Source organism: Rhizobacter sp. P5_A1, assembly GCF_056400745.1.
The window spans coordinates 316,214-340,096 of the sequence record NZ_JBFUKR010000002.1 but is presented as its reverse complement, the minus strand read 5'-3'; the positions used below and the strand labels follow the sequence as shown (position 1 = coordinate 340,096).

The 23,883-nt window shown below is 67.8% G+C and carries 24 protein-coding genes; 20 read left to right on the top strand and 4 right to left on the bottom strand.

All coding sequences use genetic code 11. From position 1 onward, the window contains the following. Positions 1-13: 13 nt before the first annotated feature. The 6 genes from kdpC (at position 14) to AC1DTW_RS03410 (ending at position 6,166) form a co-directional block, all read left to right on the top strand. Entirely contained in the window at positions 14-592 is a 579-nt protein-coding gene (gene kdpC / locus AC1DTW_RS03435; protein ID WP_477979145.1) for a potassium-transporting ATPase subunit KdpC, read from the top strand. Positions 593-730: 138 nt separating this feature from the next. Next, positions 731-916, top strand: a complete 186-nt coding sequence (locus AC1DTW_RS03430) for a hypothetical protein (RefSeq protein ID WP_477979143.1) — start codon at positions 731-733, stop codon at positions 914-916. A gap of 77 nt (positions 917-993) precedes the next feature. Beyond that, complete coding sequence (gene corA / locus AC1DTW_RS03425; RefSeq protein ID WP_477979141.1) at positions 994-1,962, top strand: magnesium/cobalt transporter CorA; 969 nt, start codon at positions 994-996, stop codon at positions 1,960-1,962. A gap of 13 nt (positions 1,963-1,975) precedes the next feature. Continuing rightward, positions 1,976-4,711 carry a two-component system sensor histidine kinase KdpD gene (gene kdpD, locus AC1DTW_RS03420; protein WP_477979139.1) on the top strand — a complete coding sequence of 912 codons (2,736 nt, stop codon included), beginning with the start codon at positions 1,976-1,978 and terminating at the stop codon, positions 4,709-4,711. After that, complete coding sequence (kdpE, locus tag AC1DTW_RS03415) at positions 4,704-5,399, top strand: two-component system response regulator KdpE (RefSeq protein WP_477979137.1); 696 nt, start codon at positions 4,704-4,706, stop codon at positions 5,397-5,399. The genes kdpD and kdpE overlap by 8 nt, the downstream gene beginning before the upstream one ends. Positions 5,400-5,509: 110 nt before the next feature. Beyond that, complete coding sequence (locus AC1DTW_RS03410) at positions 5,510-6,166, top strand: GntR family transcriptional regulator (protein ID WP_477979135.1); 657 nt, start codon at positions 5,510-5,512, stop codon at positions 6,164-6,166. Positions 6,167-6,170: 4 nt separating this feature from the next. On the opposite strand, the gene AC1DTW_RS03405 is transcribed toward AC1DTW_RS03410, so the two are convergent. From AC1DTW_RS03405 to AC1DTW_RS03395, 3 genes are read right to left on the bottom strand one after another with little or no spacing between them, the layout of a single operon-like run. Beyond that, positions 6,171-7,166 (bottom strand): aromatic ring-hydroxylating dioxygenase subunit alpha, encoded by a 996-nt coding sequence (locus tag AC1DTW_RS03405; protein ID WP_477979133.1) that lies wholly within the window; start codon positions 7,164-7,166, stop codon positions 6,171-6,173. Between the two features lie 17 nt (positions 7,167-7,183). Beyond that, complete coding sequence (locus tag AC1DTW_RS03400) at positions 7,184-8,302, bottom strand: BMP family ABC transporter substrate-binding protein (protein ID WP_477979131.1); 1,119 nt, start codon at positions 8,300-8,302, stop codon at positions 7,184-7,186. Positions 8,303-8,310: 8 nt separating this feature from the next. Next, on the bottom strand, positions 8,311-9,132 hold the full coding sequence (locus AC1DTW_RS03395; RefSeq protein ID WP_477979129.1) for an outer envelope protein: 822 nt from the start codon (positions 9,130-9,132) through the stop codon (positions 8,311-8,313). 332 nt (positions 9,133-9,464) lie between these two features. On the opposite strand from AC1DTW_RS03395, the gene AC1DTW_RS03390 reads away from it, so the two are divergent. The 11 genes from AC1DTW_RS03390 to AC1DTW_RS03340 all read left to right on the top strand — a co-directional run bounded on the left by AC1DTW_RS03390 (position 9,465) and on the right by AC1DTW_RS03340 (position 19,915). Beyond that, entirely contained in the window at positions 9,465-10,499 is a 1,035-nt protein-coding gene (locus AC1DTW_RS03390) for an aromatic ring-hydroxylating dioxygenase subunit alpha (protein ID WP_477979127.1), read from the top strand. Beyond that, positions 10,496-11,914 (top strand): amidohydrolase family protein, encoded by a 1,419-nt coding sequence (locus tag AC1DTW_RS03385; RefSeq protein WP_477979125.1) that lies wholly within the window; start codon positions 10,496-10,498, stop codon positions 11,912-11,914. The genes AC1DTW_RS03390 and AC1DTW_RS03385 overlap by 4 nt, the downstream gene beginning before the upstream one ends. Before the next feature lie 14 nt (positions 11,915-11,928). Further along, positions 11,929-12,576 (top strand): TetR/AcrR family transcriptional regulator, encoded by a 648-nt coding sequence (locus AC1DTW_RS03380; protein ID WP_477979123.1) that lies wholly within the window; start codon positions 11,929-11,931, stop codon positions 12,574-12,576. A gap of 95 nt (positions 12,577-12,671) precedes the next feature. After that, complete coding sequence (locus AC1DTW_RS03375; protein ID WP_477979121.1) at positions 12,672-13,259, top strand: NAD(P)H-dependent oxidoreductase; 588 nt, start codon at positions 12,672-12,674, stop codon at positions 13,257-13,259. Positions 13,260-13,263: 4 nt separating this feature from the next. After that, positions 13,264-14,550, top strand: a complete 1,287-nt coding sequence (locus tag AC1DTW_RS03370; protein WP_477979119.1) for an amidohydrolase family protein — start codon at positions 13,264-13,266, stop codon at positions 14,548-14,550. Next, positions 14,547-15,008 (top strand): RidA family protein, encoded by a 462-nt coding sequence (locus AC1DTW_RS03365; protein WP_477979117.1) that lies wholly within the window; start codon positions 14,547-14,549, stop codon positions 15,006-15,008. Before AC1DTW_RS03370 ends, AC1DTW_RS03365 begins: the two co-directional genes overlap by 4 nt. Before the next feature lie 19 nt (positions 15,009-15,027). Next, positions 15,028-15,885, top strand: coding sequence for a creatininase family protein (locus AC1DTW_RS03360; protein WP_477979115.1), 858 nt, complete (start codon positions 15,028-15,030; stop codon positions 15,883-15,885). A 34-nt stretch (positions 15,886-15,919) separates the two neighbouring features. Then, positions 15,920-16,927: an ABC transporter substrate-binding protein gene (locus AC1DTW_RS03355; protein ID WP_477979113.1), complete on the top strand. Its 1,008-nt coding sequence runs from the start codon at positions 15,920-15,922 to the stop codon at positions 16,925-16,927. Next, entirely contained in the window at positions 16,927-17,736 is an 810-nt protein-coding gene (locus AC1DTW_RS03350; RefSeq protein ID WP_477979110.1) for an ABC transporter ATP-binding protein, read from the top strand. The genes AC1DTW_RS03355 and AC1DTW_RS03350 overlap by 1 nt, the downstream gene beginning before the upstream one ends. Next, positions 17,733-18,542, top strand: a complete 810-nt coding sequence (locus AC1DTW_RS03345) for an ABC transporter permease (RefSeq protein ID WP_477979108.1) — start codon at positions 17,733-17,735, stop codon at positions 18,540-18,542. Before AC1DTW_RS03350 ends, AC1DTW_RS03345 begins: the two co-directional genes overlap by 4 nt. A gap of 17 nt (positions 18,543-18,559) precedes the next feature. Further along, positions 18,560-19,915 carry an FAD-binding oxidoreductase gene (locus tag AC1DTW_RS03340; protein WP_477979106.1) on the top strand — a complete coding sequence of 452 codons (1,356 nt, stop codon included), beginning with the start codon at positions 18,560-18,562 and terminating at the stop codon, positions 19,913-19,915. A gap of 20 nt (positions 19,916-19,935) precedes the next feature. Here AC1DTW_RS03340 and AC1DTW_RS03335 read toward each other — a convergent pair whose 3' ends face one another. Then, positions 19,936-21,543, bottom strand: a complete 1,608-nt coding sequence (locus AC1DTW_RS03335) for an alpha/beta fold hydrolase (RefSeq protein WP_477979104.1) — start codon at positions 21,541-21,543, stop codon at positions 19,936-19,938. Between the two features lie 92 nt (positions 21,544-21,635). Between AC1DTW_RS03335 and AC1DTW_RS03330 the strand changes: the two genes are divergently transcribed. Genes AC1DTW_RS03330 through AC1DTW_RS03320 form a run of 3 tightly spaced genes read left to right on the top strand, consistent with a single transcriptional unit; the run spans position 21,636 to position 23,866 of the window. Continuing rightward, positions 21,636-22,232 carry an RNA polymerase sigma factor gene (locus AC1DTW_RS03330; protein ID WP_477979102.1) on the top strand — a complete coding sequence of 199 codons (597 nt, stop codon included), beginning with the start codon at positions 21,636-21,638 and terminating at the stop codon, positions 22,230-22,232. Between the two features lie 15 nt (positions 22,233-22,247). Beyond that, a complete protein-coding gene (locus AC1DTW_RS03325; RefSeq protein ID WP_477979167.1) occupies positions 22,248-22,586 on the top strand; it encodes a hypothetical protein in 339 nt (112 codons plus the stop codon). Continuing rightward, positions 22,583-23,866 (top strand): MFS transporter, encoded by a 1,284-nt coding sequence (locus AC1DTW_RS03320; protein WP_477979100.1) that lies wholly within the window; start codon positions 22,583-22,585, stop codon positions 23,864-23,866. The genes AC1DTW_RS03325 and AC1DTW_RS03320 overlap by 4 nt, the downstream gene beginning before the upstream one ends. The last annotated feature ends 17 nt before the right edge of the window (positions 23,867-23,883 follow it).

Genomic DNA, 23,883 nt, shown 5'->3' with positions numbered 1-23,883 from the left:
CACTGGAAACACCATGAAAACTCTGATTCGTCCCGCCGTGAGCCTGTTCGTCTTGTTGACGGTGATCACCGGTGTCGTCTACCCGCTGGCGGTGACGGGCGTCGCCCGGGCGGCCTTTCCCGAGCAGGCGGCGGGCAGCCTGCTCGTGCGCGACGGCAAGGTCGTCGGCTCCTCGCTGATCGGCCAGAACTTCAGCGATCCGAAGCACTTCTGGGGACGCCCATCGGCCACCTCGCCGATGCCCTACAACGGCAGCGGGTCCAGCGGCTCCAACCAGGGACCGCTGAACCCGGTGCTGGTCGACGCCGTGAAGGGCCGCGTCGAGGCGCTGAAGGCGGCCGACCCCGGCAACACGCAGCCGGTGCCGGTCGACCTGGTCACGGCGTCGGCCAGCGGCCTGGATCCGCACATCAGCGTCGCGGCGGCGCAGTACCAGGCCGCACGCGTGGCCCGCGTTCGCGGTGTCGCCCCCGACGTGGTGACGACGCTGATCGCTCACCACACCGAGGGCCGCCTCTTCGGCCTCCTCGGCGAGGCCCGTGTCAATGTGCTCGAGCTCAACCTCGAGCTGGACCAGACCACTCGCCACTGAACTGACAACAGCAGTGAGTGACGGGCTCGGCATTCTGTTGGCCCTGGCGGTGGTCGTTGCGCCGCTCGCGCTGGCGTGGTTTCTCTGTGCGAAGCAGACGGACACACGTGGGCCGTCGCGTACTCAGAAACGAAAGAAATGAACCCCTATCGCTCCGTCTCCTGCGTGACGTTCACGGGCGGCTGGAACGTTTCGGCCGCAGCGGTTGGGGCCACGAACGATACCTTCTTCCGTCCGCCGATCGGAGGACTCTCGTTCGCCAACGGCGACACCCGTGACCTGAACCGGCCGGTCGTGGTGCTGCAGGTCGGGCGCAGCTTCTAGCGCGGGGGCTGTCCATTGATCTGCATGGGTTGTGTTGCGCAAGAATGGGCCGACCCATTCCACAGCGAGACAAGACCATGCTGATCAACTGCGTCGCCTACCAGGAAGGCAAGAAGCTCGCCGACATCGACGTCGAGGACATCAGCGACTATCTTGGCCGGCCGGATTGTTTCGTCTGGGTGGCCCTGCGCGACGCGACCGACGCGGAGCTGACGAAGATGCAGCACGAGTTCGGGCTCCACGACCTGGCCGTCGAAGACGCGCGGCATGGTCATCAGCGTCCGAAGGTGGAGGAATACGGCGACACCCTGTTCGTGGTCTTGCACACAGTGGAGCCCAACCCCGTGGGCGAATTGCAGGTTGGCGAGGTGAATGTCTTCGTCGGTCGCAATTTTGTGCTCTCGGTGCGCAACCGGAGCCTGCAGAGCCTGCTCGGCGTGCGCGACCGGGCCGAGCGCGAACCGCATCTGCTGCGCCATGGCGCCGGCTTCGTGCTCTATGCGTTGATGGACGCCGTGGTCGATCGCTACTTCCCCGTCATCGACACGTTGGAGAGCGAGTTGGAGGGCATCGAGGGGCAGATCTTCGTCCGGGGCGCCGCCCGCACGAACATCGAGCAGCTTTACGGCCTGAAGCAGCGCATCATGATCGTCAAGCACGCAGTCACGCCGCTGATGGAGTCGGCGGGAAAGTTGTGGAGCGGACGTGTGCCAGCAGTGTGCGAAGGCAGCAGGGAATACTTCCGAGACGTGTACGACCACCTCATGCGCATCAACGCGGCGCTGGACACCTTGCGAGACACGATCGGCACCGGCATCCAGGTGAACTTGTCGATGGTGACGATCGAGGAATCGGAGACCACCAAACGACTGGCGGCGTGGGCAGGCATTTTCGCGGTGGCCACCGCGTTTGCCGGCATCTGGGGAATGAACTTCGAGCGCATGCCGGAGCTGAAGTGGCAGTACGGTTACCCTGCGGCACTCGGACTGATTGCCTCGGCCTGCGGCTTGCTCTACTGGCGCTTCCGTCGCGCCGGGTGGCTGTGACGAGGGCAATCCAATGACCGATACCCGTCCTGACCCGGACCAGCTTCTGGAGCGACTCAAACAAGAGGACGCGCAGGCGCGGCGCGGCAAGCTGAAGATATTCTTCGGCGCCTCGGCAGGCGTGGGCAAGACCTACGCGATGCTGTCGGCCGCGCAGGCTTCAAGGCAGCAGGGCGTCGACGTGGTGATCGGCGTCATCGAAACGCATGGCCGTGCCGAGACCGAGGCGCTGGTCAGCGGACTGGAACGGTTGCCACTCGCAGCGGTCAGCTATCGCGATCGAACGCTGAAGGAATTCGACCTCGACGCGGCGCTGGCACGCAAGCCGCGGCTGATCCTCGTCGACGAGCTGGCCCATTCCAACGTGCCGGGCTCGCGCCACCCGAAGCGCTGGCAGGACGTCGAAGAGCTGCTCGACGCGGGCATCGATGTCTGGTCGGCGATGAACGTACAGCACCTCGAGAGCCTGAACGATGTCGTCAGCGGCATCACCGGCATCCGCGTCGGGGAGACCGTGCCGGACCGCGTCTTCGACGAGACCGACGAGGTCGTCATCGTCGACCTGCCGCCCGACGACCTGCTGCAGCGCCTGAAGGAAGGCAAGGTCTACCTGCCGCAGCAGGCCGAGCGCGCGGTGCGCAACTTCTTTCGCAAGGGCAACCTGATCGCGCTGCGCGAACTGGCGCTGCGGCGCACGGCCGACCGCGTCGACGACGAGATGCTCCGGTACCGGCGCAACCTGACGCTGGCGCCGGTCTGGCAGACGCGCGAGGCGCTGCTGCTGTGCATCGGCCCCGACGAGCGCTCGGAGAAGCTCGTGCGCGGCACCGCGCGCCTGGCGGCGCAGCTCGACGTGCCGTGGCACTGCATCTTCGTCGAGACGCCGCAGGTGCGCCGCATGAGCGATGCCGAGCGCCAGCGCGTGCTGAAAGTGCTGAAGCTGGCGCAGGACGCCGGTGCGACGACGGCCACGCCGACCGGCACGCTGCTGGCGACGACGATCGTCAGGTATGCGCAGGAGCACAACCTCTCGCGCGTGGTGCTCGGCCGCGATACCGGCCGGCTGCCGCGCCCCTGGCGCACGACGCTCGCGACGGCGGTCGGCATGCAGGGGACCGACCTCGACGTGATCCAGATCGCGTTGCCGGCCCGTGAACGCGGCGCGCGCGCAGCGAACCGGTCGTCCTCGTCGGTCACGAGCGATGTCGCCGCCACGCCAGGCAACGACTGGTGGGCCTACGTGTGGAGTGCCGCGATCTGCGCCGGCGTGACCTTGCTGACCGCGCCGCTGCACTCGGTGCTCGAACTCTCGAACATCGTGATGGTGTTCCTGCTCGCGGTGGTGATCGTCGCGCTGCGCTTCGGGCGCGGTCCGGCGGTGCTGGCGGCGTTCCTCAGCGTCGGCGCGTTCGACTTCTTCTATGTGCCGCCGCGCTTCACGTTCAGCGTCAGCGACGCGCAGTACCTGCTGACGTTTGCCGTGATGCTGGTCGTCGCGCTGGTCATCGGCCAGCTGACCGCGGGTTTGAAATTTCAGGCGCGCGTCGCGAGCTTGCGCGAGGAGCGTGTCGGCGCGCTGTACGAGATGTCGCGCGATCTGTCGGGGGCGTTGATGAACGAGCAGATCGCCGAGATCGCGGCGCGCTTCCTGCAGTCGGAGTTCGAGGCGCGCGCGGGCCTGATGGTCGCCGACCTCGAAGACCGGGTCACGCCACCCATGCCGGTGCCGAACATGCCCGCCGGCATCGAGGCCGGCATCGCGCAATGGGCCTTCGATCACAGCGAGCCCGCCGGCTACGGCACCGACACGCTGCCCGCCGCGCCGGTGCTCTACCTGCCGCTGAAGGCGCCGATGCGCGTGCGCGGCGTGCTCGCGATCGAACCGAAGAACCCGGCGCGCCTGGCCGGCCCCGAGCAGCGCCGCCTGCTCGACACCTGCGCCTCGCTGCTCGCGATCTCGCTCGAGCGCATCCACTACGTCGATGTCGCGCAGGGCAGCACGGTGCAGATGGAATCCGAGCGCCTGCGCAACTCGCTGCTCGCGGCGATCTCTCATGACCTGCGCACGCCGCTCGCGGCGCTGGTGGGCATGGCGCAATCGCTCGCGATGACGCAGCCTGCGCCCACCGACGCGCAGCGCGGCATCATCGAGGGCATCGGCGAGGCGGCGCAGCGCATGAACTCGCTGGTCAACAACCTGCTCGACATGGCGCGCCTTCAATCCGGCCCGGTGCAGCTGAATCGGCAGTGGCAGCCGCTCGAGGAGGTCGTCGGCAGCGCGTTGCAGGCGATGAGCGGTACGCTCGATCCGAAGCGCGTTCGCGTGTCATTGCCCGAAGACCTGCCGCTGGTTCACATCGATGCGGTGCTGATCGAGCGCGTGCTGTGCAACCTGCTCGAGAACGCCGCGAAGTACACGCCGCCGGGCAGCCCGGTCGAGATCGGCGCGACGGCCTCGGGCGAGCGCGTGATCGTGACGATCGACGATCATGGGCCAGGGCTGCCGAAGGGCCGCGAGGAAGCGATCTTCCAGAAGTTCGAACGCGGCCACAAGGAGAGCGCGACACCCGGCGTCGGGCTCGGGCTGGCAATCTGCACCGCGATCGTCGAGGCGCACGGCGGCACGATCCGCGGCGAGACGCGCGCGCTCGGCGGCGCGCGCTTCAGGTTCGAGCTGCCGCGCGGCCATCCGCCCGCGCTGCACGATCTCGAAGACATCGACGAAGCCCGCGGAGACGCCTATGAGTGATTCGTCGCCGAAGGTGCTGGTGGTCGAGGACGAGGCCGAAATCCGGCGCTTCGTGCGCATGTCGCTCGAGCTCGACGGCTTCGACGTCAGCGAGGCCGACGGCGTCAAGCGCGGGCTGATCGAGGCCGCCACGCGGCGCCCCGATCTCGTGATCCTCGATCTCGGGCTGCCGGACGGCAACGGCGTCGACCTGATCCGCGACCTGCGCGGATGGTCCGACGTGCCGGTCGTCGTGCTGTCGGCGCGCACGGCCGAACGCGACAAGATCGGCGCGCTCGACGCGGGCGCCGACGACTACCTCGTCAAGCCCTTCAGTGCCGGCGAGCTGCTGGCACGCGTGCGCGCGCACCTCCGGCGCCGTTCGGGCGCCGGCGTGACCGACGGCAGCGCCGTCATCGAGTTCGGCGAGCTGAAGATCGATCTGCAGCGCCGCACGGTCGAGCGCGCCGGTCAGCCGCTGCACCTGACGCCGATCGAATACCGGCTGCTGACGCACCTGGCCGGGCACCCCCACTGCGTGCTGACACATCGGCAGGTGCTGCACGCCGTCTGGGGCCCGAACCATTCCGAAGACACGCACTATGTGCGCGTCTACATGGGCCACCTGCGCCGAAAGATCGAGGCCGACCCGGCGCAGCCGCGCCATCTGATCACCGAGACGGGCATCGGGTATCGCTTCGTTCCTTGAAGGGCGGCGTGTCCGCTTGCGGCTGCAACGACCGACGCCTTGTCGAGAATTGCCGTCCGTAGAATGAAGCAACGCAATCATCGGATCAAGCGAATCCAACTCTGACCGACATGCAGCCAGAAGTGATTGGGCGGATCATTGCAGACGCGATCCTGGAGCGACGGCTCATCCCGGGCCGCAGGCTCAATGAACTCGAGTTGTCCAGGCTCCTGGGCGTCAGCCGCTCGTTGGTGCGTTTCGCGTTGCTGGGGTTGCATCACGATGGCTTGGTTTCTTTCGAGGTCAACCGAGGGGCCTTCGTTGCCAAGCCGACCCTGGACGAGGCCCATTTTCTGTTCGAAGCCATCGCGGCGAACGAGCGGTCGGCGGTCGACATCGTTCTCGCAGCGCCGGCCTTGCCGGCCCTGGACAGCCTCAAGAGCGTTCACAGCAAGCAAGTCAAGGCGCATGCAAAGGAACAGATGCGCTTGTCGGAACAACTCGCGATCGACTTTCACCGCGAGCTGGTCGCGCTCACGGGCAACCCCCTGCTGATCGACGCGCAACGCAAGCTGCTTCTGCGGTATCGGATCGTCACGGCGGTCTTCAAGACCGAGCTCGACTACTGCGCGCTGGAGGATCACCACGGTGAATTGATCGAGCTGCTGCAGAGCGGATCGGCCGCGCGCCTGCGGCGACTGATCGACACCCACTGGCGGCTCGTGATCCGCGGGCACATCAGCGCTCAGCCGGGTGTCGAGGACCTGTCGGAGGCGCTCCGCCTGTGAAGGGTCAGCACACGCCGAATCCGACGCCACGCTCTCGAAGGTAGCGCCGATAGGCCGCCGAGCTGCGGTCGGCCGCGCTGTGCAATTCGATCGCGCCCGCGCGCTCCGAAATCGGCAGGCGTTTGGGCGATTGCGATTCGAGCACCGGCCGGTCCTGGCTGAAGATCGTGTCCTGGAAGGCTTGCAGCGTCTCGTCGGGCGACTTGAAGTCGTTCATCGCCAGGCGAAACCACACGCGGCTCGATTCGGCCGAGACCGGGCAGATGAACAGCGCAATCGACTCTCGAAAAGCGTCGATGCCGACGCTCGCGGCATCGGGCACCTTGCACAGCACCGCCGTGTAGGGCGCGTTCACCTCATACGTGTACTCGACCATCGCACCGCTCTCGGCATGGACACTCGAACGCGGCTGCCATGCCCGGCAGCCGGTCGCCAGAAACCCGTCCGCGGTGGTGTCGACGCGGTAGTCGTCGATCGCCATGTGCGCGCGGTCGCCCAGCCAGTCTTCGTGGACGAATGCGAAGTGCGCCATGTCGAGAAAGTTCTCGACGATTCGGGGCGCGCTCGTCGCTACGTCGTAGGGGCCGCAGGTCACCTTGCGCAGGCGCTGGTCCTGCTCTGCCACGAACGCCGGCGGACCGTGGTCGTCGGTCGCCGCGCTATCGAGCCGTACCCACAGAAGTCCGCAATGCTCCCGCACGGCGTGGGCAGTGACACGATGGGCTTGCGGCGGCGCAAAGCCCGGCAGCGCGGGGATCGCCACGACCCGACCGCCGCCTTCGAAGCGCCAGCCGTGGTAGGGGCACTCCAGCTCGCCGCCACGGATGCAACCCAGCGAGAGTCGCGCGCCGCGGTGCGGGCAGCGGTCGACAAAGGCATGCGGCGCGCCGGTCTTGTCGCGCCACAGCACGAGCGGCTGCTCGAGGAGTTGCACGGCCATCGGCGCCGCGCCAAGGCTCGTGACGCTCGCCACGGGGTGCCACAGACTTTGTTCGATCATGCCGTGCGTCGCGCCGCTTACTTGGCCGGCGACTTGCCTTCCACGCCCTGGACGTAGAAGGTCACCTTGCTGTTCCACTCGTCGTCGGCGACCTTGTCCTTGGCCAGCACTTCCTTGCCGGTGTTGTCGAACAGCGGCCCCTTGAACACGGCGAGCGTGCCGTTCTTCAGCCCGGCCTTCGCCTTCTCGACCAGCTTCTTCGTGTCCTCCGGCACGCTGGCGGCGATCTTGACGAAGTCGTTCATGCCCTCCTTGGTGCCCCACTTCGTGGCACCGGTCTTCCACGTCTTGTTCAGAACGTCGTCGACAGCCTTCTCGTAGTACACGCTCCAGGTCAACACGCAGGATCCCAGGTGGGCCTTCGGCGCAAAGCTGCTCATGTCGCTGTCCCAGCCAAACGCGTTCTTGCCGTTCTTCCCCGCGGTTTGCAGCACGGCGCTCGAATCGGTGTTCTGCAACAGCACGTCGGCCCCCCCGTTGATCAGCGCTTGCGCCGCCTCACCTTCCTTCGGCGGATCGAACCAGGCGTTGACCCACACGACCTTCAGCCTGGCCTTCGGGTTGACGCTTTGTGCGCCGAGCAGATAGGCGTTCAGGTTGCGCATCACTTCGGGGATCGGGAAGGCGCCGACGAAGCCGAGCGTGTTGGTCTTCGTCGTCTTGCCGGCCACGATGCCGGCCAGGTAGGCGTCTTCGTAGAAGCGACCTTCGTACACGCGCAGGTTCGGCGCGGTCTTGTAGCCGGTGGCGTGCTCGAAGTAGACGTCCGGGAAGTCCTTGGCGACCTTCTCCATGGCGTCGCCGTAGCCGAAGCTGGTGGCGAAGACGAGCTTGTTGCCCTGGGAGACGAGGTCGCGGATGACCCGCTCCGCATCCGGTCCCTCGGGCACGTTCTCGACGAAGGTCGTCTGAATCTTGGCACCGTACTTGGCCTCGAGCGCCTTGCGTGCAGTGTCGTGCGCGAAGGTCCATCCGGCGTCGCCGACCGGTCCGACGTAGATGAAGCCGATCTTCAGCGGTCCGGCGGCCGATGGTGTCGCTGCCGTGGCCAGCGGGGCCGTCAGCAGTGTCGTCGCGGCCAGCGAAGCCGTGGCTGCGATGGTGGTCAGCAGAGTTCTTCTGTGCATGGTCGTCATCTCGATGCTCAGAAGTGGTACTCGGCGCGCACCATCGGCGTGTGCGCGGTCGCACCCGGGCCGGCGCCCGAGGCCACGGTCGGGTTGCCGAACTTGTTCTTCCAGTACTCGTACTCCAGGCCGATCAGCGCCGTGTGCTTGGGCAGGCCCATCATCACGCCGGCGTCGACCATCAGCGTCATGTCGATGTGGGTCTCGGGTGCAGTGCTGCCGCCGAACTCGTTCTGGCCTTTCGAGCCGATATAGAGCGCATAGCCGTTGAACGACAGCGGCAACGAGCCGATCGGGATGCCCCAGTCGAGCTCGAGCGCGCCGTGCGTCTTGTAGTAGTAGCGCGAGATGCCGCCGGGTGCGTTGCTCTCGCGGAAGACGAGCGCGCTCAGGTTGGCGAAGCCGGGCACGTCGAGCATCAGCGTCGGGCCGGCAACGAGCATCTGCTTCCTCGAGGCGTAGCCGTCGTTCTTGGTGTTGAAGTCGAAGCCGGCGGTCACGCCGACGCCGCGCACCGGGCCGAACTTGAGCTCCTTGCCGCTGACCTTGCCGAGGTCGAGCACGTGGCGGTAGAGGGCGTAGACCTCGCGCGCGCCGGAGCTGCCAGCCACGCCGCCCGCCGGGTCGTTGTGGTCGGAGGCGAGCATGTCGACGTTGAAGAAGTTCGTGCCGTACTTGTAGCCGCTGGTGTGGGTCAGCGCGATGATGCCCTTCTTGATGTCCCTTCGCGAACCATCGGCGTTGTTGTCGTAGGGCTCGGCGAACGAACTGCCGTAGCGTGCGCTGATCGAGGTGTCGCTCCAGTCTGCGGCATGCACCGCCGACGGGATCGCGGCCATGACGGATGCGCTGAAGATGACGGCGCGAACGATAGACCGTTGTACGAACGGGAGCGTGAACATTGAGTGCCTGGAAGGGTTGGTGAGGCCCCGGTCGTCGCACGATCTATGCCAACAATCGACTGCGTATTGTCGGCAATCATGGTTGCCAGCCGAGACAGCCGACAACTCGATGGCACAGCGATTGCTAGATGCTCGACTGAGTAGAAGCCGGCAACGGCGCGCCGAAGTCGCGCGTCGTGGGTCATTGCTCCGGGGGCGGTCATGCGACCGCTCTGTGCCCTCACGGGCGTTTGTGTTCGCCATTGAACCCAACGGAGGAAACGCACACCATGTTGGTGACTCAGCAACCCGTCTTGCGCCGCTTCTGGTACGCACTCTTTCCGATCAGTGCGATCGCGGACGGCCCCAAGCCGTTCACGCTGCTCGGCGAGCACCTCGTGGTGTGGAAGACGGCCGACGGCATACCGGCCGCGTTGCGCGATCGCTGCTGTCACCGCACCGCCATGTTGTCCAAGGGTCAGGTGGTCGACGGCCAGATCGTCTGCGGCTACCACGGCTGGACCTACGACTGCAGCGGCCGCTGCGTGCGCATCCCGCAGTTCACCGACGGCGAGCAGATCCCGGCCGGCGCCAAGGTGCCGGCCTTTCGTTGCCAGGAGAAATACGGCTACGTGTGGGTGGCGCTCGATGACCCGCTGCGCCCGATTCCCGAGTTTCCCGAAGACGGCCGGCCCGGCTACCGCCGCATCTTCCAGCTCTACCAGGAATGGAAGACGAGCCCGGTGCGCATGATGGAGAACTCGTTCGACAACGCGCACTTCTCGTTCGTGCACCGCGGCACCTTCGGCGATGCGCAGCGGCCGGTGCCGAAGACCTACGAACTTGTCGAGACCGACTACGGCTTCGAGGGCGAATCGAGCGTTCCGATCCTGAACCCGCCGGCCGCGCACCGCGTGACCGGCTCCGACGCACCGACCGTCACGCGCCACCTCGTCAACCGCTACTACCTGCCGTTCGCGCGGCGTTTCGGCTGCAGCTACGACAGCGGCATCGACCACATCATCTACAACTGCGCGACGCCGATCGACGACGAACGCATGATGCTGGTGCAATGGCTGTACCGCAACGACACCGAAGCCCAGTGCACGGCGCAGGAGCTGATCGACTGGGACGGCGCGGTGACCGCCGAGGACCGCGAGATCCTCGAGGCAACCGACCCCGACGCCTGCATCGACACGCGGCGCCGGCAGGAATTCCACATGCCTTCGGACAAGCCGGGGCTGCTGATCCGCAAGCTGCTGATGGCGCTGTTGACGGAACACGGCGAGACCGAAGTGCATCGACCTGCGTTGGCCAAGCCATGAGCGGGCTGCTGATCCGAAACGCCGCCGCGATCCTCACCGGTATGCGCGCAGACGCTGCACGCGTGCGCGGGCCCGACATCCGTGTGCGCGGCAGCAAGATCGCCGCGATCGGCGCGCTCATGCCCGAGCCCGGCGAGCCCACGATCGACGCGACCGATTGCGTCGTCTACCCGGCCTGGATCAATACCCATCATCATTTGTTCCAGTCGCTGCTGAAGGGCGAACCGCAAGGCTTGAACGCGACGCTGACGCCGTGGCTCGCGGCCACCCCGTATCGCTTTCGGGCAGGCTTCGATGCGCAGCGCTTTCGCCTGGCCGCGCGCATCGGCCTGGTCGAACTCGTGCTGTCCGGCTGCGGCACGGTGGCCGATCACAACTACCTGTACTACCCGGGCATGCCCTTCGATGCCTCGGCGATCCTGTTCGACGAGGCCGACCGGCTCGGCCTGCGCTTCGCGCTGTGCCGCGGCGGTGCGACCTTGACGCGCCAGCTCGAGGCCGAATTGCCGCTCGCGCTGCGGCCCGAGTCGCTGGACGCCTACCTCGCCGACCTCGAGCGGCTCGCCGCCGCGTACCACGACCCGGCGCCGGACGCGTTCCGCCGTGTCGTCGCCGCGCCGACGACGCCGCTGTTCGCGATGCGGCCGGTCGAGCTGAGCGACACCGTGCACACCGCGCGTCGCCTCGGGCTGCGGCTGCACTCGCACCTGTCGGAGACCGTCAACTACCAGGACGCCGCACACGCGCAGCACGGCCTGTCGCCGATCCGCTTTGCCCAGGAGGTCGGCCTGCTCGGCGATGACGTCTGGTTCGCGCACCTCGTGAAGCTCGATGCCGAGGAGATCGCGCTGCTGGGCGCCACCGGCACCGGCATCGCGCACTGCCCGCAGAGCAACGGGCGCCTGGGCAGCGGCATCGCGCCGGTGCGCGCGCTCGAAGACGCCGGCGTGGCGGTGTCGATCGGGGTCGACGGCGCGGCGTCCAACGAGGCGGCCGACATGATCTCGGAAGTGCATGCCGCGTGGTTGATGCAGCGTGCGCGCGGCGGCGAGGCGGCCACGGCCTTGTGTCGAGGCGGCGCGGGCGAGGCCGGCGCGCGCGATGCGAGCGTCGAGGACGTGGTGCGCTGGGGCACGGCCGGTGGCGCGCAGGTGCTCGGACTGACCGACATCGGCTGCCTCGCGCCCGGCATGGCCGCCGACATCGCGGTCTATGCCCTCGACCGGGATCCGCGCCACTTCGGCCTGCATGACGTGGCGGTCGCCCCCGTCGCCAGCGGCGGTCGCGCGCACCTGCGCGCCCTGCTCGTTGGCGGAAGACGCGTCGTCGAGCACGGCGACATCCCCGGCCTGGATCTGGCCGAACTCGGCCACGCGGCTCGCGCCGCGGTGCGCGAACTGCAAGCGTGGGCATGATCCAATGGACACTCATGAGGCCAGACGTTTCCGAACTTCCCACCCGTTCGCGAGCGCGCCTGGGGCGCGAACGCATCCTCGCGCAGATCCGCGAAGCCGCCATCACCGAGTTCGGGCTGCACGGCTTCAAGGGCGCCTCGACGCAGGCGATCGCCGAACGTGCCGGGCTGACCAAGCCTCAGCTGCACTACTACATCAAGGGCAAGGACGAGCTTTACGAGGAGTTGCTGTTCGCGGTGCTGCAGGGCTGGTCCGAAGCCTTCGCGTTCGACGCCTCCAGCGTCGACCCGCGCCGCGTGCTGACGCACTACATCCACAAGAAGCTCGCCTACGCGCTCGACAACCCGGGCCTGTCGCGCATCTTCACCAACGAATTGCTCGGCGGCGGACCCAACCTGCAGCGCTACTGGCCGCTCGCGGTGCGCTCCACGCAGGCGAAGGTCGACCTGATCAACGGCTGGATCGCGAAAGGCCTGATGCGCCCGCTCGACGCACGCCTGCTGCTGATGCACATCTGGGGCATGACGCAGCACTACGCCGACTACGCGGTGCAGGTGCGCGTGATGCTGGGCCAGGCGCCGGATGCACCAATAGACCGCGAACCGATTCAGCGCGAGCTCACCGCCCTTGTGCTGATGGGCTGCGGTCTCGCACCGGAATAGGCCGCAACGGCAAGGGCGCAGCCACGGCGGCGCAGCCGCAGGCTGGCACCGTACTTGCGACTGTCTGACCACCAGATCAGATCAAACGGTCAGATATGCGCGTGCTCGTGATCTACTCCCATCCGGTCGAGACCAGCTACAGCGCGGCCGTGCACGCGCAGGCGGTCGCCAGCCTGCGCGCGGCCGGCCACGAGGTCGACGACTGCGACCTGTACGCTGAAGACTTCAACCCCGTGCTGTCGCGCGCCGAGCGCCTGGGCTACCACGACATCACCTCGAACCGGCAGCCTGTCGCGCGCTACGTCGAGCGGCTCGAATGGGCCGAGGCGCTGGTGTTCTGCTTCCCGACCTGGTGCTTCGGCCTGCCGGCGATGCTGAAGGGCTTCTTCGACCGCGTGTTCTTGCCTGGTGTCGCGTTCGACCTGAGCGATCCGAAGAACGTCAAGCCGGCGCTCACGCACATCCAGCGCATCGCCGCGGTCGTCACCTACGGCCGGCCACGCTGGACCGCGTTCATGATGGGCGACCCGCCGCGCAAGGTGATCACGCGCTACCTGCGGGTGCTGACCGGCGGCCGCGCGAAGGTGGACTACCACGCCTACTACCACATGAACGTGGCGACGCGCCCGCAGCTCGACCGATTCAGGCTGCGCGTCGGCGCGGCGATGGCGCGATTCGGATGAGTGCATGAACGCGGCGGCACCGAGCACCCTTCTTCGAGCGCGACTGCCGCGCTGGAGCCTGCCGGCCGCGTGGCCGATGCGGGGCGCCGAACCGCAGCTCGCCGATGTGCGGCTGGCCGCGGGCCGCATCGAATCCATCGCGCCGCACGATGGCACGCACACCGACGGCTGGGATCTGCACGGCGCACCGATGCTGCCGGGTCTGGTCGAGGCACACACCCACATCGACAAGGCCTTCACGCTCGCGCGCCTGGGCGCCTTGAAGCCGGGCCTGCTCGCCGCCATCGAGACGATGACCGCCGACCGCGAGACCTGGACCCTCGCCGACGTGCACGAGCGCGCCTCGCGCTGCCTGCAATGGGCGTTCGAGGCCGGCGTGGTGAAGCTGCGCACGCACTGCGACTGGTGGGAGCCGCAGGGCACACCGCTGGCGTGGAACGTGCTGCGCGCGCTCGGCGAGGAATGGGCCGGCCGCATCGCGCTCGAGCGCGTGAGCCTGATCGCGCTGCACCTGTTCGCCGAGCGCGCCGGCGCGCGCACGCTGGCGAAGACCGTCGCGGCCGGCGGCCCCGGCGCGTGCCTCGGCGCCTTCGTGCATTCGACGAATTGGAGTGCGCTGTCGCTGCGCCACGTGTTCGAAGCCGCCGAAGAGTTCGGCCTCGATGTGGACCTGCACTGCGACGAAGAGCTGAACCCGCAGGCCGAGGGCCTCGCCACCACCGCGGCGCTGCTGTGCGAGATCGGCTTCAGCGGTCGCGTGGTGTGCGGCCACACCTGCGCGCTCGCGGCCCAGCCGGAAGCACAGGCGCTGGCCACGCTCGACGCGGTCGCCGCGGCGCCGATCACGATGGTCTCGCTGCCCACCACCAACCTGCTGTTGCAGGACGCACAGACCGGCCGCACACCGCGCCGGCGCGGCCTCACGCTGGTCAAGGAGGCACGCGCGCGCGGCATCCCGCTGCTGATCTCGACCGACAACGTGCAGGACGCGTTCTGCCGCGCCGGCAGCTTCGACCCGGTCGAGGCGCTGGCGGTCGGCGCGCTCGCGGCGCAGCTCGAGCAGCCTTTCGACGAGTGGTCGGAATCGATCTGCCGCGGCGACTGGCTGACGCGCACGCCGAATGCGCCGCCGTTGCGTGTCGGCGCCATCGCGGACCTGGTGATCTTCGGCGCCGCCGATGCACACGGCTGGCCGACGCGCGCGCAATCGCGCGTGGTGCTGCGTGCCGGGCGGGTCGTGGCCGGCAGCGTGCCGGGGAACTGGCAGAACGTGACGGAGACATCGCGATGAACCCATCGATCCCCGGCATCGCCCAACCGCTGGCCCGCTACGCGGCCTATCGCCGCGTCGGCGACTTCGTCTTCCTGTCCGGCGTGATCGCCGTCGACCCGGCCGCCTCGACCATCGTCAAGGGCTATGCCGACATCCCCGACGCGGCGGCCGAACAGCTGGGCCGCACCGGCGAGTTCTCGACCGACATCAAGGAAGGTCCGATCCTCGCGCAGAGCTGGTACGTGCTGGACCGCATCCGCCAGACCGTCGAGGCCGCGGGCGGGCAGATGACCGACGTGTTCAAGCTCGTGCAGTACTTCAGGAACCTGGACCACTTTCCGCATTACAGCCGCGTTCGCAAGCTGTTCTTCACCGGCGAGCCGCCCGCGTCCACGGTCGTCGAGGTCAGCGCCATGCTGCCGACCGCCGAGATCCTGATCGAGGTCGAGGCCACGGCTTACCTGCCTTCACGCTGAGCTTTCCGAGGAACCCACCATGCTGCATGGCTACAACCCGCCGCACCGCTTTCTTCCCTACCTGAGCTGGACCGAGATCGCGGCGCTGCCCGACCGCGAGAACACCGTGATCGTGCTGCCCACCGGCGCGACCGAACAGCACGGCCCGCACCTGCCGTGCGCGGTCGACACCGTGATCAGTTCGGGCGTGGTCGGGCATGCGCTGGCGCGGCTCGCGCCCGAGGTGCCGGCGTATGCGATGGCGCCGATCACCTACGGCAAGTCGGAAGAGCATCTGCACTTTCCAGGCACCATCACGCTGACCGGCGAGACCCTGCTGGCGACGATGATCGAGGTCGCCGAATCGGTCTATCGCGCCGGCTTTCGCAAGCTGCTGATCGTCAACGGCCACGGTGGCCAGCCGCAGATCATGGAGATCATGGCGCGCGAGATGCGGCTGCGCCATGGCGACTACATCGTCGTTCCGCAACACACCTGGCGCCTGCCGCACGTGGCAGGCCGCTACATGTCGGACCGCGAGAAGAAGCTCGCGATGCACGCCGGCCATGCCGAGACGGCGATCATGCTGGCGCTCGCGCCCGACACCGTGCACATGGAGCGCGCGGTGACCAACTACCCGCCGGAGTTCCCGTCGAAGCTGCTGTCGCCCGACGGCCGTCCGGCGTGTGCCTGGACCTCGCGCGACTTCGGCCCGAGTGGAATCATCGGCGACCCGCTGCCCGCCACGCTGGAGCAGGGCGAGGCCATTCTCGATTCGCTGGCCGCGAGCTGGGCCCAGGCCATCACCGAGCTGCACGAGCTGCGCTGGGCCGCGCGCAGCGAGCCCACCTGGGGCCGTGCGCAGCACACCGGCCACGTCCAGCAGACCCTCGAGTGACGCCATTCATTTCATCCCACCAGGAGTTCACGCCATGACCGCAACTGTGTCTTCTTCCTTCCGCGCCGCAGGCTGGCGCGCACTCGGGGCCGGGTTGCTCGGCCTCGCCACGCTGGCACCGGCGCACGCCGAAGAGAAGTTCGTCTACATGACCAACTGGTTCGCCGAGGCCGAGCACGGCGGCTTCTACCAGGCGGTGGCCACCGGCCTGTACAAGAAGGCCGGGCTGGACGTGACCATCAAGATGGGCGGCCCGCAGGTCAACATCTTCCAGCTGATGGCGGCCGGCCAGGCCGACTGCGTGATGGGGTCGAGCGACCTGCAGATCATGCAGACGCGCGAGAACGGCCTGCCCATCACGACCGTCGCCGCGATGTTCCAGAAGGACCCGCAGGTGCTGATCGCGCACGAAGACGTGAAGACCTTCGAGCAGCTGAAGGGCAAGACGATCCTGATCGCGGCCAGCGCGAACCAGGGCTACTGGCCCTGGGTCAAGGCCAAGTTCGGCCTGACCGACGCGCAGACCCGGCCGTACACCTTCAACATCCAGCCCTTCGTTGCCGACAAGAACACCGTGCAGCAGGGCTACATCACGTCGGAGCCCTACGCGATCCAGAAGGCCGGCGTGAAGGCCAACGTGCTGGTGTTCAGCGACTTCGGCTACCCGGCCTACGCCACCACGGTGTCGTGCATGGACAAGACCCTGAAGGAACGCAAGGTCGCAGTCGCTGCATTCGTCAAGGCCACCGCCGAAGGCTGGAAGAGCTACCTGGCCGACCCCGCACCGGGCAATGCCCTGATCAAGAAGGACAACCCCGAGATGACCGACGACCAGCTCGCCTACAGCGTGGGCAAGCTGAAGGAGTCGGGCATGGTCACGGGCGGCGACGCGGCCAGGCTGGGCATCGGCGTCATGACCGAAGCGCGCGCGAAGGCGAGCTACGACTTCATGGTGTCGTCCAAGCTGCTGGACCCGGCCAAGGTCAAGCTGGCCGACACCTACACGGCCGAGTTCATCAAGGACGTGAAGGTCCTGCCCTGATGCTGGCTCCCGCCGCGTCCGCGCCTGCCGCCATCGAGGTGCTGTCGGCGGAAAAGACCTATCCCGACGGCACCCACGCGCTGCAAGCGGTCGACCTGCGTGTCGAGGAGGGCGAGTTCGTCACGCTGCTCGGCCCGTCGGGCTGCGGCAAGAGCACGCTGCTGAAGATGATCGCCGGCCTGCTCGAACCGAGCGACGGCCGCTTGCTTCTGTGGCGCAAGCCGGTGTCACTGACCGCGGCGTCGGAGCAGAAGCTGGCGTTCGTGTTCCAGTCGCCCACCCTGATGCCCTGGGCCAGCGTGCAGGGCAACGTTCGCCTTCCGCTCGACCTCGCCGGCGTACCCCGGCCCGAGGCCGACGCACGCGTGACCGATGCGCTCGAGTTGGTCGGGCTCGACAGGTTCGCAGCCGCCCTGCCACGGGCGCTGTCGGGCGGCATGCAGATGCGGGTCTCCATTGCCCGCAGCCTGGTGACCGACCCGCATCTGCTGTTGATGGACGAGCCTTTCGGCGCGCTCGACGAGATCACCCGACACAAGCTCGATGCCGAGCTGCTGGGACTGTGGTCGCAGAAGAAGCTCACGGTCGTGTTCGTCACCCACTCGATCCACGAGGCGGTGTTCCTGTCGACCCGCGTCGTGATGATGGCGGCGCGCCCCGGTCGCGTCGTCGAGGAGTTCCACATCGACGAGCCGTACCCTCGTACAGCGGACTTCATGGTGACGCCGCAGTTCAGCCGCTACGCCAAGCAGTTGCAGGACAGCCTGCTGCGGGCCAGCACGGTCGCGCCCGAGGCCACAGGCTCATGAGCAAGGCGGCCGTTCCGTGGATGCAGCAGCCGCGGGTGCAGCGCATCGTCTACCCGGGGCTCGTCGCGATGGTGCTGATCGCGGCCTGGCAGGGTCTGGTCGTCGGCATGGACCTGCCGCCCTATCTGGTGCCGTCGCCGTTCCTGATGGTGAAGACGCTCTTCACCGACTGGGCCGCGCTCGGCTCGGCGCTGCTCGTCACGCTCGAGATCACGGTGCTCGCGTTCGCGGTGGCGACGGTCGCGGGCGTGCTGATCTCGTTCCTGTTCGTGCAGAACAAGCAGATCGAGACCGCGCTCTTTCCGTACGCCGTTCTCTTGCAGGTCACGCCCATCGTCGCGGTGGCGCCGCTGATCATCATCTGGGTCAAGAACCCGACCGCATCGATGGTGATTTGTGCTTCGCTGGTCGCGCTGTTCCCGATCATCTCGAACACCACGCTCGGCCTGCGCAGCATCGACGTCGACCTGCAAAGCTACTTTCGCATGAACCGGGCGACGCGCTGGCAGACGCTGATGCGGTTGCGCATCCCGAGCGCATTGCCCTACTTCTTCGGCGGTCTGCGCATCTCCAGCGGCCTGGCGCTGATCGGCGCGGTGGTGGCCGAGTTCGTCGCCGGCACCGGCGGCAGCGGGGCGGGGCTGGCCTATCAGATCCTGCAGGCGGGCTTTCGGCTGAACATCCCGCGCATGTTCGCGGCCTTGCTGCTGATCTCGCTGACCGGCGTTGCGCTGTTTGCCGCGATGGCGTGGATGACGCGGCGGGCGCTCGGAGCGTGGCATGCCAGCGAGACATCGCACGACTGACCACTTCCGGGTACCTCATGAACGCCGATCCCGCCCTCGTTGCCCGCCTGCCTCTCGAACTGCCCGCCCTCGAGTGGATCACCGACCTGCCGCGCGTCGCGCGCCTGTCACAGGACTTCGCCTGGTTCAGCCCGGTGCTCAAGCGCCAGCTCGCCGACAAGACCGCCGAGATTGCGGTGCGCCCGCGCACCGAGGCCGAGGTCCGCGCCGTGGTCGGTGCCTGCGCGCGCGACGCGATCCCGATCACCGTACGAGGCAGCGGCACCGGCAACTACGGCCAGGCGATCCCGCTGCACGGCGGCGTGATCCTCGACATGAGCGGCTACAACGCCTTCGGCTGGGTGCGCGGCGGCGTGGGCCGCGCGCAGGCCGGTATCCGACTCGCTGAATTCGACCGCCAGGCGCGGCCGCTGGGCTGGGAGCTGCGCTGGCTGCCGTCGACCTTTCGCAGCGCGACGCTGGGTGGCTTGTTCGGCGGGGGGTTCGGAGGTGCGGGCTCGATCACCTACGGGCCGATGGCCGCCGCGGGAAACGTGCTCGGCGTGCGCGTGATGACGGTCGAGTCCGAGCCCCGCGTGATCGAGCTGCGCGCTCCCGACGCGATGCTGCTGCACCATGTGTACGGCACCAACGGGATCGTGCTCGAACTCGAGGTGGCGCTCGCACCTGCGCTGGACTGGATCGAGAGCATCGCGACCTTCACCGCTTTCGAGGTCGCGCTCGAATTTGCCAGCGGCCTCGGCAGCGCGCCGGGACTGGTCAAGAAAGAGGTTTGCTTCCTCGGCGCTCCGGTGCCCGACCACATGGCCGCGCTCGCCGACTACCTGCCCAAGGGCTGCCACGCGGTGCTCGTCGTGATGGCCGAGTCGTCGCAGGCCGGCATGGAGGACATGGCCACGGCCGCGGGCGGCCGGATCAGCTACCGCAAGACCGCGGCCGAGTCGGGCAACCGCACGCTGCTCGAATACACCTGGAACCACACGACGCTGGTGGCGATGAAAGTCGACCGTGGCCTGACCTACATCCAGAGCGGCTTCGAACCCGCACGCCATGTCGAGCAGGTCAAGGCGCTCGAGCGGCTGCTTGCCGGCGAGGTGATGATGCACTTGGAGTTCCTGCGCACCAAGGACGGCGCCTTCAACTGCAGCGGCCTGCAGCTGATCCGCTTCACCAGCGAAGAACGCCTGAACGAGATCATGCAGATCTATCGCGAGCACGGCGTGACCATCAACAACCCGCACGTCTTCATCCTCGAGGATGGCAAACAGGGGCAGCTCAACCCAGCGGTGGTCGAGCTGAAACGGCGCTTCGATCCGCAGGGCCTGCTCAACCCGGGAAAGATGCGCAGCTGGGCCGCGCCGCATTCCGACTGAGTCGCATCGCGCACGCGAACTCATCGCGGGCGCGAGGAGGGCTCCCATACATCAGGGGTCGTCGCAACCAGCTCCTTCAGATTCGTCCACGCCGCTGCGCCGGGGAGATCGGTGCGGCCCTGCACCGCGGCGACCGCGAAGGCGACCGATCGGTCGCGGATGCGGTCGATCTCCGATTGCGGCCAGGTCTCCATCGAGTGCGGCCCGCGTGCGACGGCGATCTCCTTCAGGCCGCGCACGCGGTCGTAGGCGGCGATGGTGCCTTCGAGGCTCTCGGCGCGGTCCCACAGCCCCTTTGCGAAGAAGACCGCGGGCCACGATCTCATGCTCGCCAGCACCGCGGAGTTCGGATAGAACGCGACGAAATTGTCGGCCGCCATGCCGCCGAGAAACAGATTCCGGTCGGCGAGATCGCGTGCGTCGGGCAGGTAGCCGGCGCCGCTGACGAACGACGCGAAGAGGATCGCGCCCTTGATGTTGGCAAAGCCCTTCGGCGCATCGCAGCGCACCGCTGGCAGGTCGTAGCTGCAGCTGCCGGCGTAGTTCTTCGTCATCGCCCAGCCGGTCGCCATCGAACCGCGCGAATAGCCGAGCAGCAGCAGCGGAATCTGGCGCGCCTTCATGCCGGCCATCAGCCGCCCGCCCGCGGCCGCGCCTTCGAACAACTCGCCGCGCGGCGTCAGCAGCCGCAGGCCGCGGCCGCTTTCCATCTGGTCGAGCACGCGGAAGATGTCTTCGCCTTGCTCCAGCGTGTTGGTGTCGCTGAAGCCGCCGGACAAGCCCTCGCCGCGCCGGTCGTAGGCCAGCACGTCGAAGCCGGCGCGGTTCAACGCGTGGATCTGGTCGCGCCACAGGCGCATGCCGATCCCCTCGGTCGTCGCGTTCGGGTACGGCACCGACGTGGCGCGGCGCGTGACCGCGTCGATCGTGACGGCGACATCGGCCGGATGCTGGATCGCGGTCAGCTGCCCGCCGCCGCCCGGGCTCATGATCACCAGCGCGCGGCTGCGGCCGCCGCGGCCGTCGTCCACGCCCGCGCCTTCCACGTACCAGCCGCGCAGCCTGATCTCGCCCTGCATGTTCAGCTTCAGGCGTTCGAGCGGATCGCGCGGCACCGTGAACTCGACGACATGGGTGCGGCTGTCGGCCTCCGCGACGGCTTCGTGGTACGGCGCCTTCGCGAAGAAGCCGGGCTTGCGGATCTGCGCCAGGTCCACGCGGCCTTCCGGATCGATCTTGCCGATCGGGTCGACCATGCCGGTGACGCGGGTCGCGCGCTCCTTGTTCGGCGGGAGCCAGCGCTGCATCTGGTCGCCGATGCGCTTGAAGCACGCGGTGTCGATCTTGCATTCGGCCCAGCGCGCCTTGAGCTTCGCATCGGTGAATTCGCCGACGTAGAAGTCGCCTGGGTAGCCGGCGGGCGGCCGGTTCGCCGTCAGCAGCAGCGGCACGCATTGCGTCGCGCCGTTCGGTTGCGGCAAGAGATAACCGGGAAGCTCGCTGTTCCGGTCGGCGCCGACCCAGGCCTGGCAATCGGTGGGTGGCGCGACCCGCGCGATGGGCAGTGCCGAGCAGGCGGTGAGCGCGGCAAGACACGCGATGCCGAACGCGGCGATCCTGGCTTTCATCGGGGATCCTTTGCAGGTGGGGCTCGATTGTAGAAATGCCCTGCGTCCCGCGGCCGCCGACAATATTCCCGATCCTGAAACGTCTTCAAGGCATGGACCCGCCGCCGCCCGCACTGACGATGACCGACCGAGGCGAGGACCGAGACAGCGTCATCACCGCGACCGTGCTGCGCGAGCGCGCGAGGCTTGCCGGCTTCATCCGGCGCAGCGTGCGCGATCAGTCGGATGCCGAGGACATCCTGCAGGACGTCTTCCACGAATTCGTCGAGGCCTACCGGTTGCCCGAGCCGATCGAGCAGGTCAGCGCGTGGCTGTTCCGCGTCGCGCGCAACCGCATCGTCGATCGGTTTCGCAAGAAGAGGGAGCTGCCGCTCGACGACATTGATGACGCCGGCGACGACGACGCGAGTGCCGACTACCGGCTCGATCTCGCACTGCCGTCGCCGGACGCCGGCCCGGAAGCGCAATACGCGCGCGGTCTGCTGCTCGACGCGCTGCAGCAGGCGCTCGCCGATCTGCCACCGGAGCAGCGCGAGGTCTTCGTCGCGCACGAGATCGAGGGTCTCAGCTTCAAGCAGCTGGCGGCGCACAGCGGCGTGCCCGTCAACACGCTGCTCTCGCGCAAGCGTTATGCGGTGCTGCAACTGCGCGCGCGGCTTCAACCGATTTACGACGAACTCGATGACTGAAGGAGAAGGAAGATGATGATGTCGAAGGCGAGATTTGTGGGTCGGGCCGTGCTCGGCGTGGCGGCGGTGGCCGTTCTCGGCGTGCTGGTGATGGCGTTGTGGAATGCGATCGTGCCGGAGCTGTTCACCGGCGCGCGGTCGGTCGACTACCTGCATGCGCTCGGGCTGCTGCTGCTGTGTCGCATCCTGTTCGGCGGCTTCCGCGGCCACGGCGGTTGGCACATGCAGCGCCACTGGACGCGGGGCCGTTGGAGCGCGATGACGCCCGAGGAGCGCGAACAGTTCCGCCGCGGCGCGCCATGGGGCCGGCGTGAAGGCCGTGAGGAAGGACGCGGCGAAGGTCGCGGCGAATGACCGCCGCCGTCGCGCCGGCGCTGGCGCCGTTCTCGCGCTACCAGAAGACCGCCGTCTGGATGCTGGCGTTCCTGCAGTTCGCCGTCATTCTCGACTTCATGCTGATGGCGCCGCTGGGCGCGCTGATCATGCCGGCGCTGGCGATCGAGCCGAAGCAGTTCGGCCTCGTCGTGTCGGCCTATGCGTTCAGTGCCGCCGCGTCGGGCCTGCTGACGGCCGGCTTCGCCGACCGCTTCGATCGCAAGAAGCTGCTGCTGTTCTTCTACGCCGGCTTCATCGTCGGCACGCTGTGGTGCGGGCTCGCGCAGAGCTTCGAGACCCTGCTGCTGGCGCGCGTGGTCACCGGGCTGTTCGGTGGTGTCATCGGCTCGGTCGTGATGGCGATCGCGACCGACCTGTTCCCGCCGCAGATGCGCGGCCGCGTGATGGGCCGGATCCAGACCGCCTTCGCGGCGAGTCAGGTGCTGGGCATCCCGATCGGCATCTACCTGTCGAACCGCTGGAACTGGCACGTGCCGTTCATCGCGATGGCCGCGCTCGGCGTGGTTGGCGGGCTGGCCGTGAGCTGGCGCATGCGGCCGGTCGCCGACCACCTGAACGTGCCGCAGCAGCACAGCCCGTGGATGCACCTGCTGCACACGCTGACGGTGCCGCGCCACGGGGTCGCGTTCGCGACGACGGCCTTGCTGACGACCGGCGGCTTCATGCTGATGCCGTTCAGCAGCGCCTTCGTCGTCAGCAACCTCGGCATCGACCTGCACAGCCTGCCGACGGTCTACCTGGTCACCGGGCTGTGCACGATCTTCGTCGGGCCGGCGATCGGACGCGCTGCCGATGCGTTCGGGACGTTCCGCGTCTTCACGCTCGGCACGGCGCTGTCGATCGTGATGGTGCTGATCTACACGCGGCTCGGCCCGGTCTCGTTGCCGGTGCTCGTGATCGTCAACACGGTGATGTTCGTCGGGATCTTCTCGCGGATGATCCCGTTCCAGGCGATCGCGTCGTCGGTGCCGACCAGCGTCCAGCGCGGCTCGTTCAACGCGATCAGCGCGTCGATCCAGCAGCTCTCGGGCGGCTTCGCGTCGGTCGTCGCCGGTCACATCGTGACGCTCGCGCCCGACGGCAAGCTGCAGCATTTCGACCAGGTCGGCTACGTCGTCGTCGGAACTTCGCTGGTCGCGTTCGCGCTGCTCTGGCGCCTGCGCAAGATGATCTCGTCGAGCGAAAGCTTGCCGGGCCCGAACACCAGCAGCGCCAGCAGGACCGAGCCCCAGGCGTAGTGCGAATTGATCGCGGC

Bases quoted from the DNA above. Each gene is read 5' to 3' on its own strand.
- AC1DTW_RS03360 (WP_477979115.1), top strand. From the start codon at position 15,028: ATGCTGCATGGCTACAACCCGCCGCACCGCTTTCTTCCCTACCTGAGC.
- AC1DTW_RS03400 (WP_477979131.1), bottom strand. From the start codon at position 8,302: ATGACGACCATGCACAGAAGAACTCTGCTGACCACCATCGCAGCCACG.
- AC1DTW_RS03385 (WP_477979125.1), top strand. From the start codon at position 10,496: ATGAGCGGGCTGCTGATCCGAAACGCCGCCGCGATCCTCACCGGTATG.
- AC1DTW_RS03325 (WP_477979167.1), top strand. From the start codon at position 22,248: ATGATGTCGAAGGCGAGATTTGTGGGTCGGGCCGTGCTCGGCGTGGCG.
- AC1DTW_RS03430 (WP_477979143.1), top strand. From the start codon at position 731: ATGAACCCCTATCGCTCCGTCTCCTGCGTGACGTTCACGGGCGGCTGG.
- AC1DTW_RS03380 (WP_477979123.1), top strand. From the start codon at position 11,929: ATGAGGCCAGACGTTTCCGAACTTCCCACCCGTTCGCGAGCGCGCCTG.
- AC1DTW_RS03370 (WP_477979119.1), top strand. From the start codon at position 13,264: ATGAACGCGGCGGCACCGAGCACCCTTCTTCGAGCGCGACTGCCGCGC.
- AC1DTW_RS03375 (WP_477979121.1), top strand. From the start codon at position 12,672: ATGCGCGTGCTCGTGATCTACTCCCATCCGGTCGAGACCAGCTACAGC.
- AC1DTW_RS03365 (WP_477979117.1), top strand. From the start codon at position 14,547: ATGAACCCATCGATCCCCGGCATCGCCCAACCGCTGGCCCGCTACGCG.
- AC1DTW_RS03355 (WP_477979113.1), top strand. From the start codon at position 15,920: ATGACCGCAACTGTGTCTTCTTCCTTCCGCGCCGCAGGCTGGCGCGCA.
- AC1DTW_RS03330 (WP_477979102.1), top strand. From the start codon at position 21,636: ATGGACCCGCCGCCGCCCGCACTGACGATGACCGACCGAGGCGAGGAC.
- kdpE (WP_477979137.1), top strand. From the start codon at position 4,704: ATGAGTGATTCGTCGCCGAAGGTGCTGGTGGTCGAGGACGAGGCCGAA.
- AC1DTW_RS03350 (WP_477979110.1), top strand. From the start codon at position 16,927: ATGCTGGCTCCCGCCGCGTCCGCGCCTGCCGCCATCGAGGTGCTGTCG.
- AC1DTW_RS03335 (WP_477979104.1), bottom strand. From the start codon at position 21,543: ATGAAAGCCAGGATCGCCGCGTTCGGCATCGCGTGTCTTGCCGCGCTC.
- AC1DTW_RS03395 (WP_477979129.1), bottom strand. From the start codon at position 9,132: ATGGCCGCGATCCCGTCGGCGGTGCATGCCGCAGACTGGAGCGACACC.
- AC1DTW_RS03405 (WP_477979133.1), bottom strand. From the start codon at position 7,166: ATGATCGAACAAAGTCTGTGGCACCCCGTGGCGAGCGTCACGAGCCTT.
- kdpD (WP_477979139.1), top strand. From the start codon at position 1,976: ATGACCGATACCCGTCCTGACCCGGACCAGCTTCTGGAGCGACTCAAA.
- corA (WP_477979141.1), top strand. From the start codon at position 994: ATGCTGATCAACTGCGTCGCCTACCAGGAAGGCAAGAAGCTCGCCGAC.
- kdpC (WP_477979145.1), top strand. From the start codon at position 14: ATGAAAACTCTGATTCGTCCCGCCGTGAGCCTGTTCGTCTTGTTGACG.
- AC1DTW_RS03345 (WP_477979108.1), top strand. From the start codon at position 17,733: ATGAGCAAGGCGGCCGTTCCGTGGATGCAGCAGCCGCGGGTGCAGCGC.
- AC1DTW_RS03410 (WP_477979135.1), top strand. From the start codon at position 5,510: ATGCAGCCAGAAGTGATTGGGCGGATCATTGCAGACGCGATCCTGGAG.
- AC1DTW_RS03320 (WP_477979100.1), top strand. From the start codon at position 22,583: ATGACCGCCGCCGTCGCGCCGGCGCTGGCGCCGTTCTCGCGCTACCAG.
- AC1DTW_RS03340 (WP_477979106.1), top strand. From the start codon at position 18,560: ATGAACGCCGATCCCGCCCTCGTTGCCCGCCTGCCTCTCGAACTGCCC.
- AC1DTW_RS03390 (WP_477979127.1), top strand. From the start codon at position 9,465: ATGTTGGTGACTCAGCAACCCGTCTTGCGCCGCTTCTGGTACGCACTC.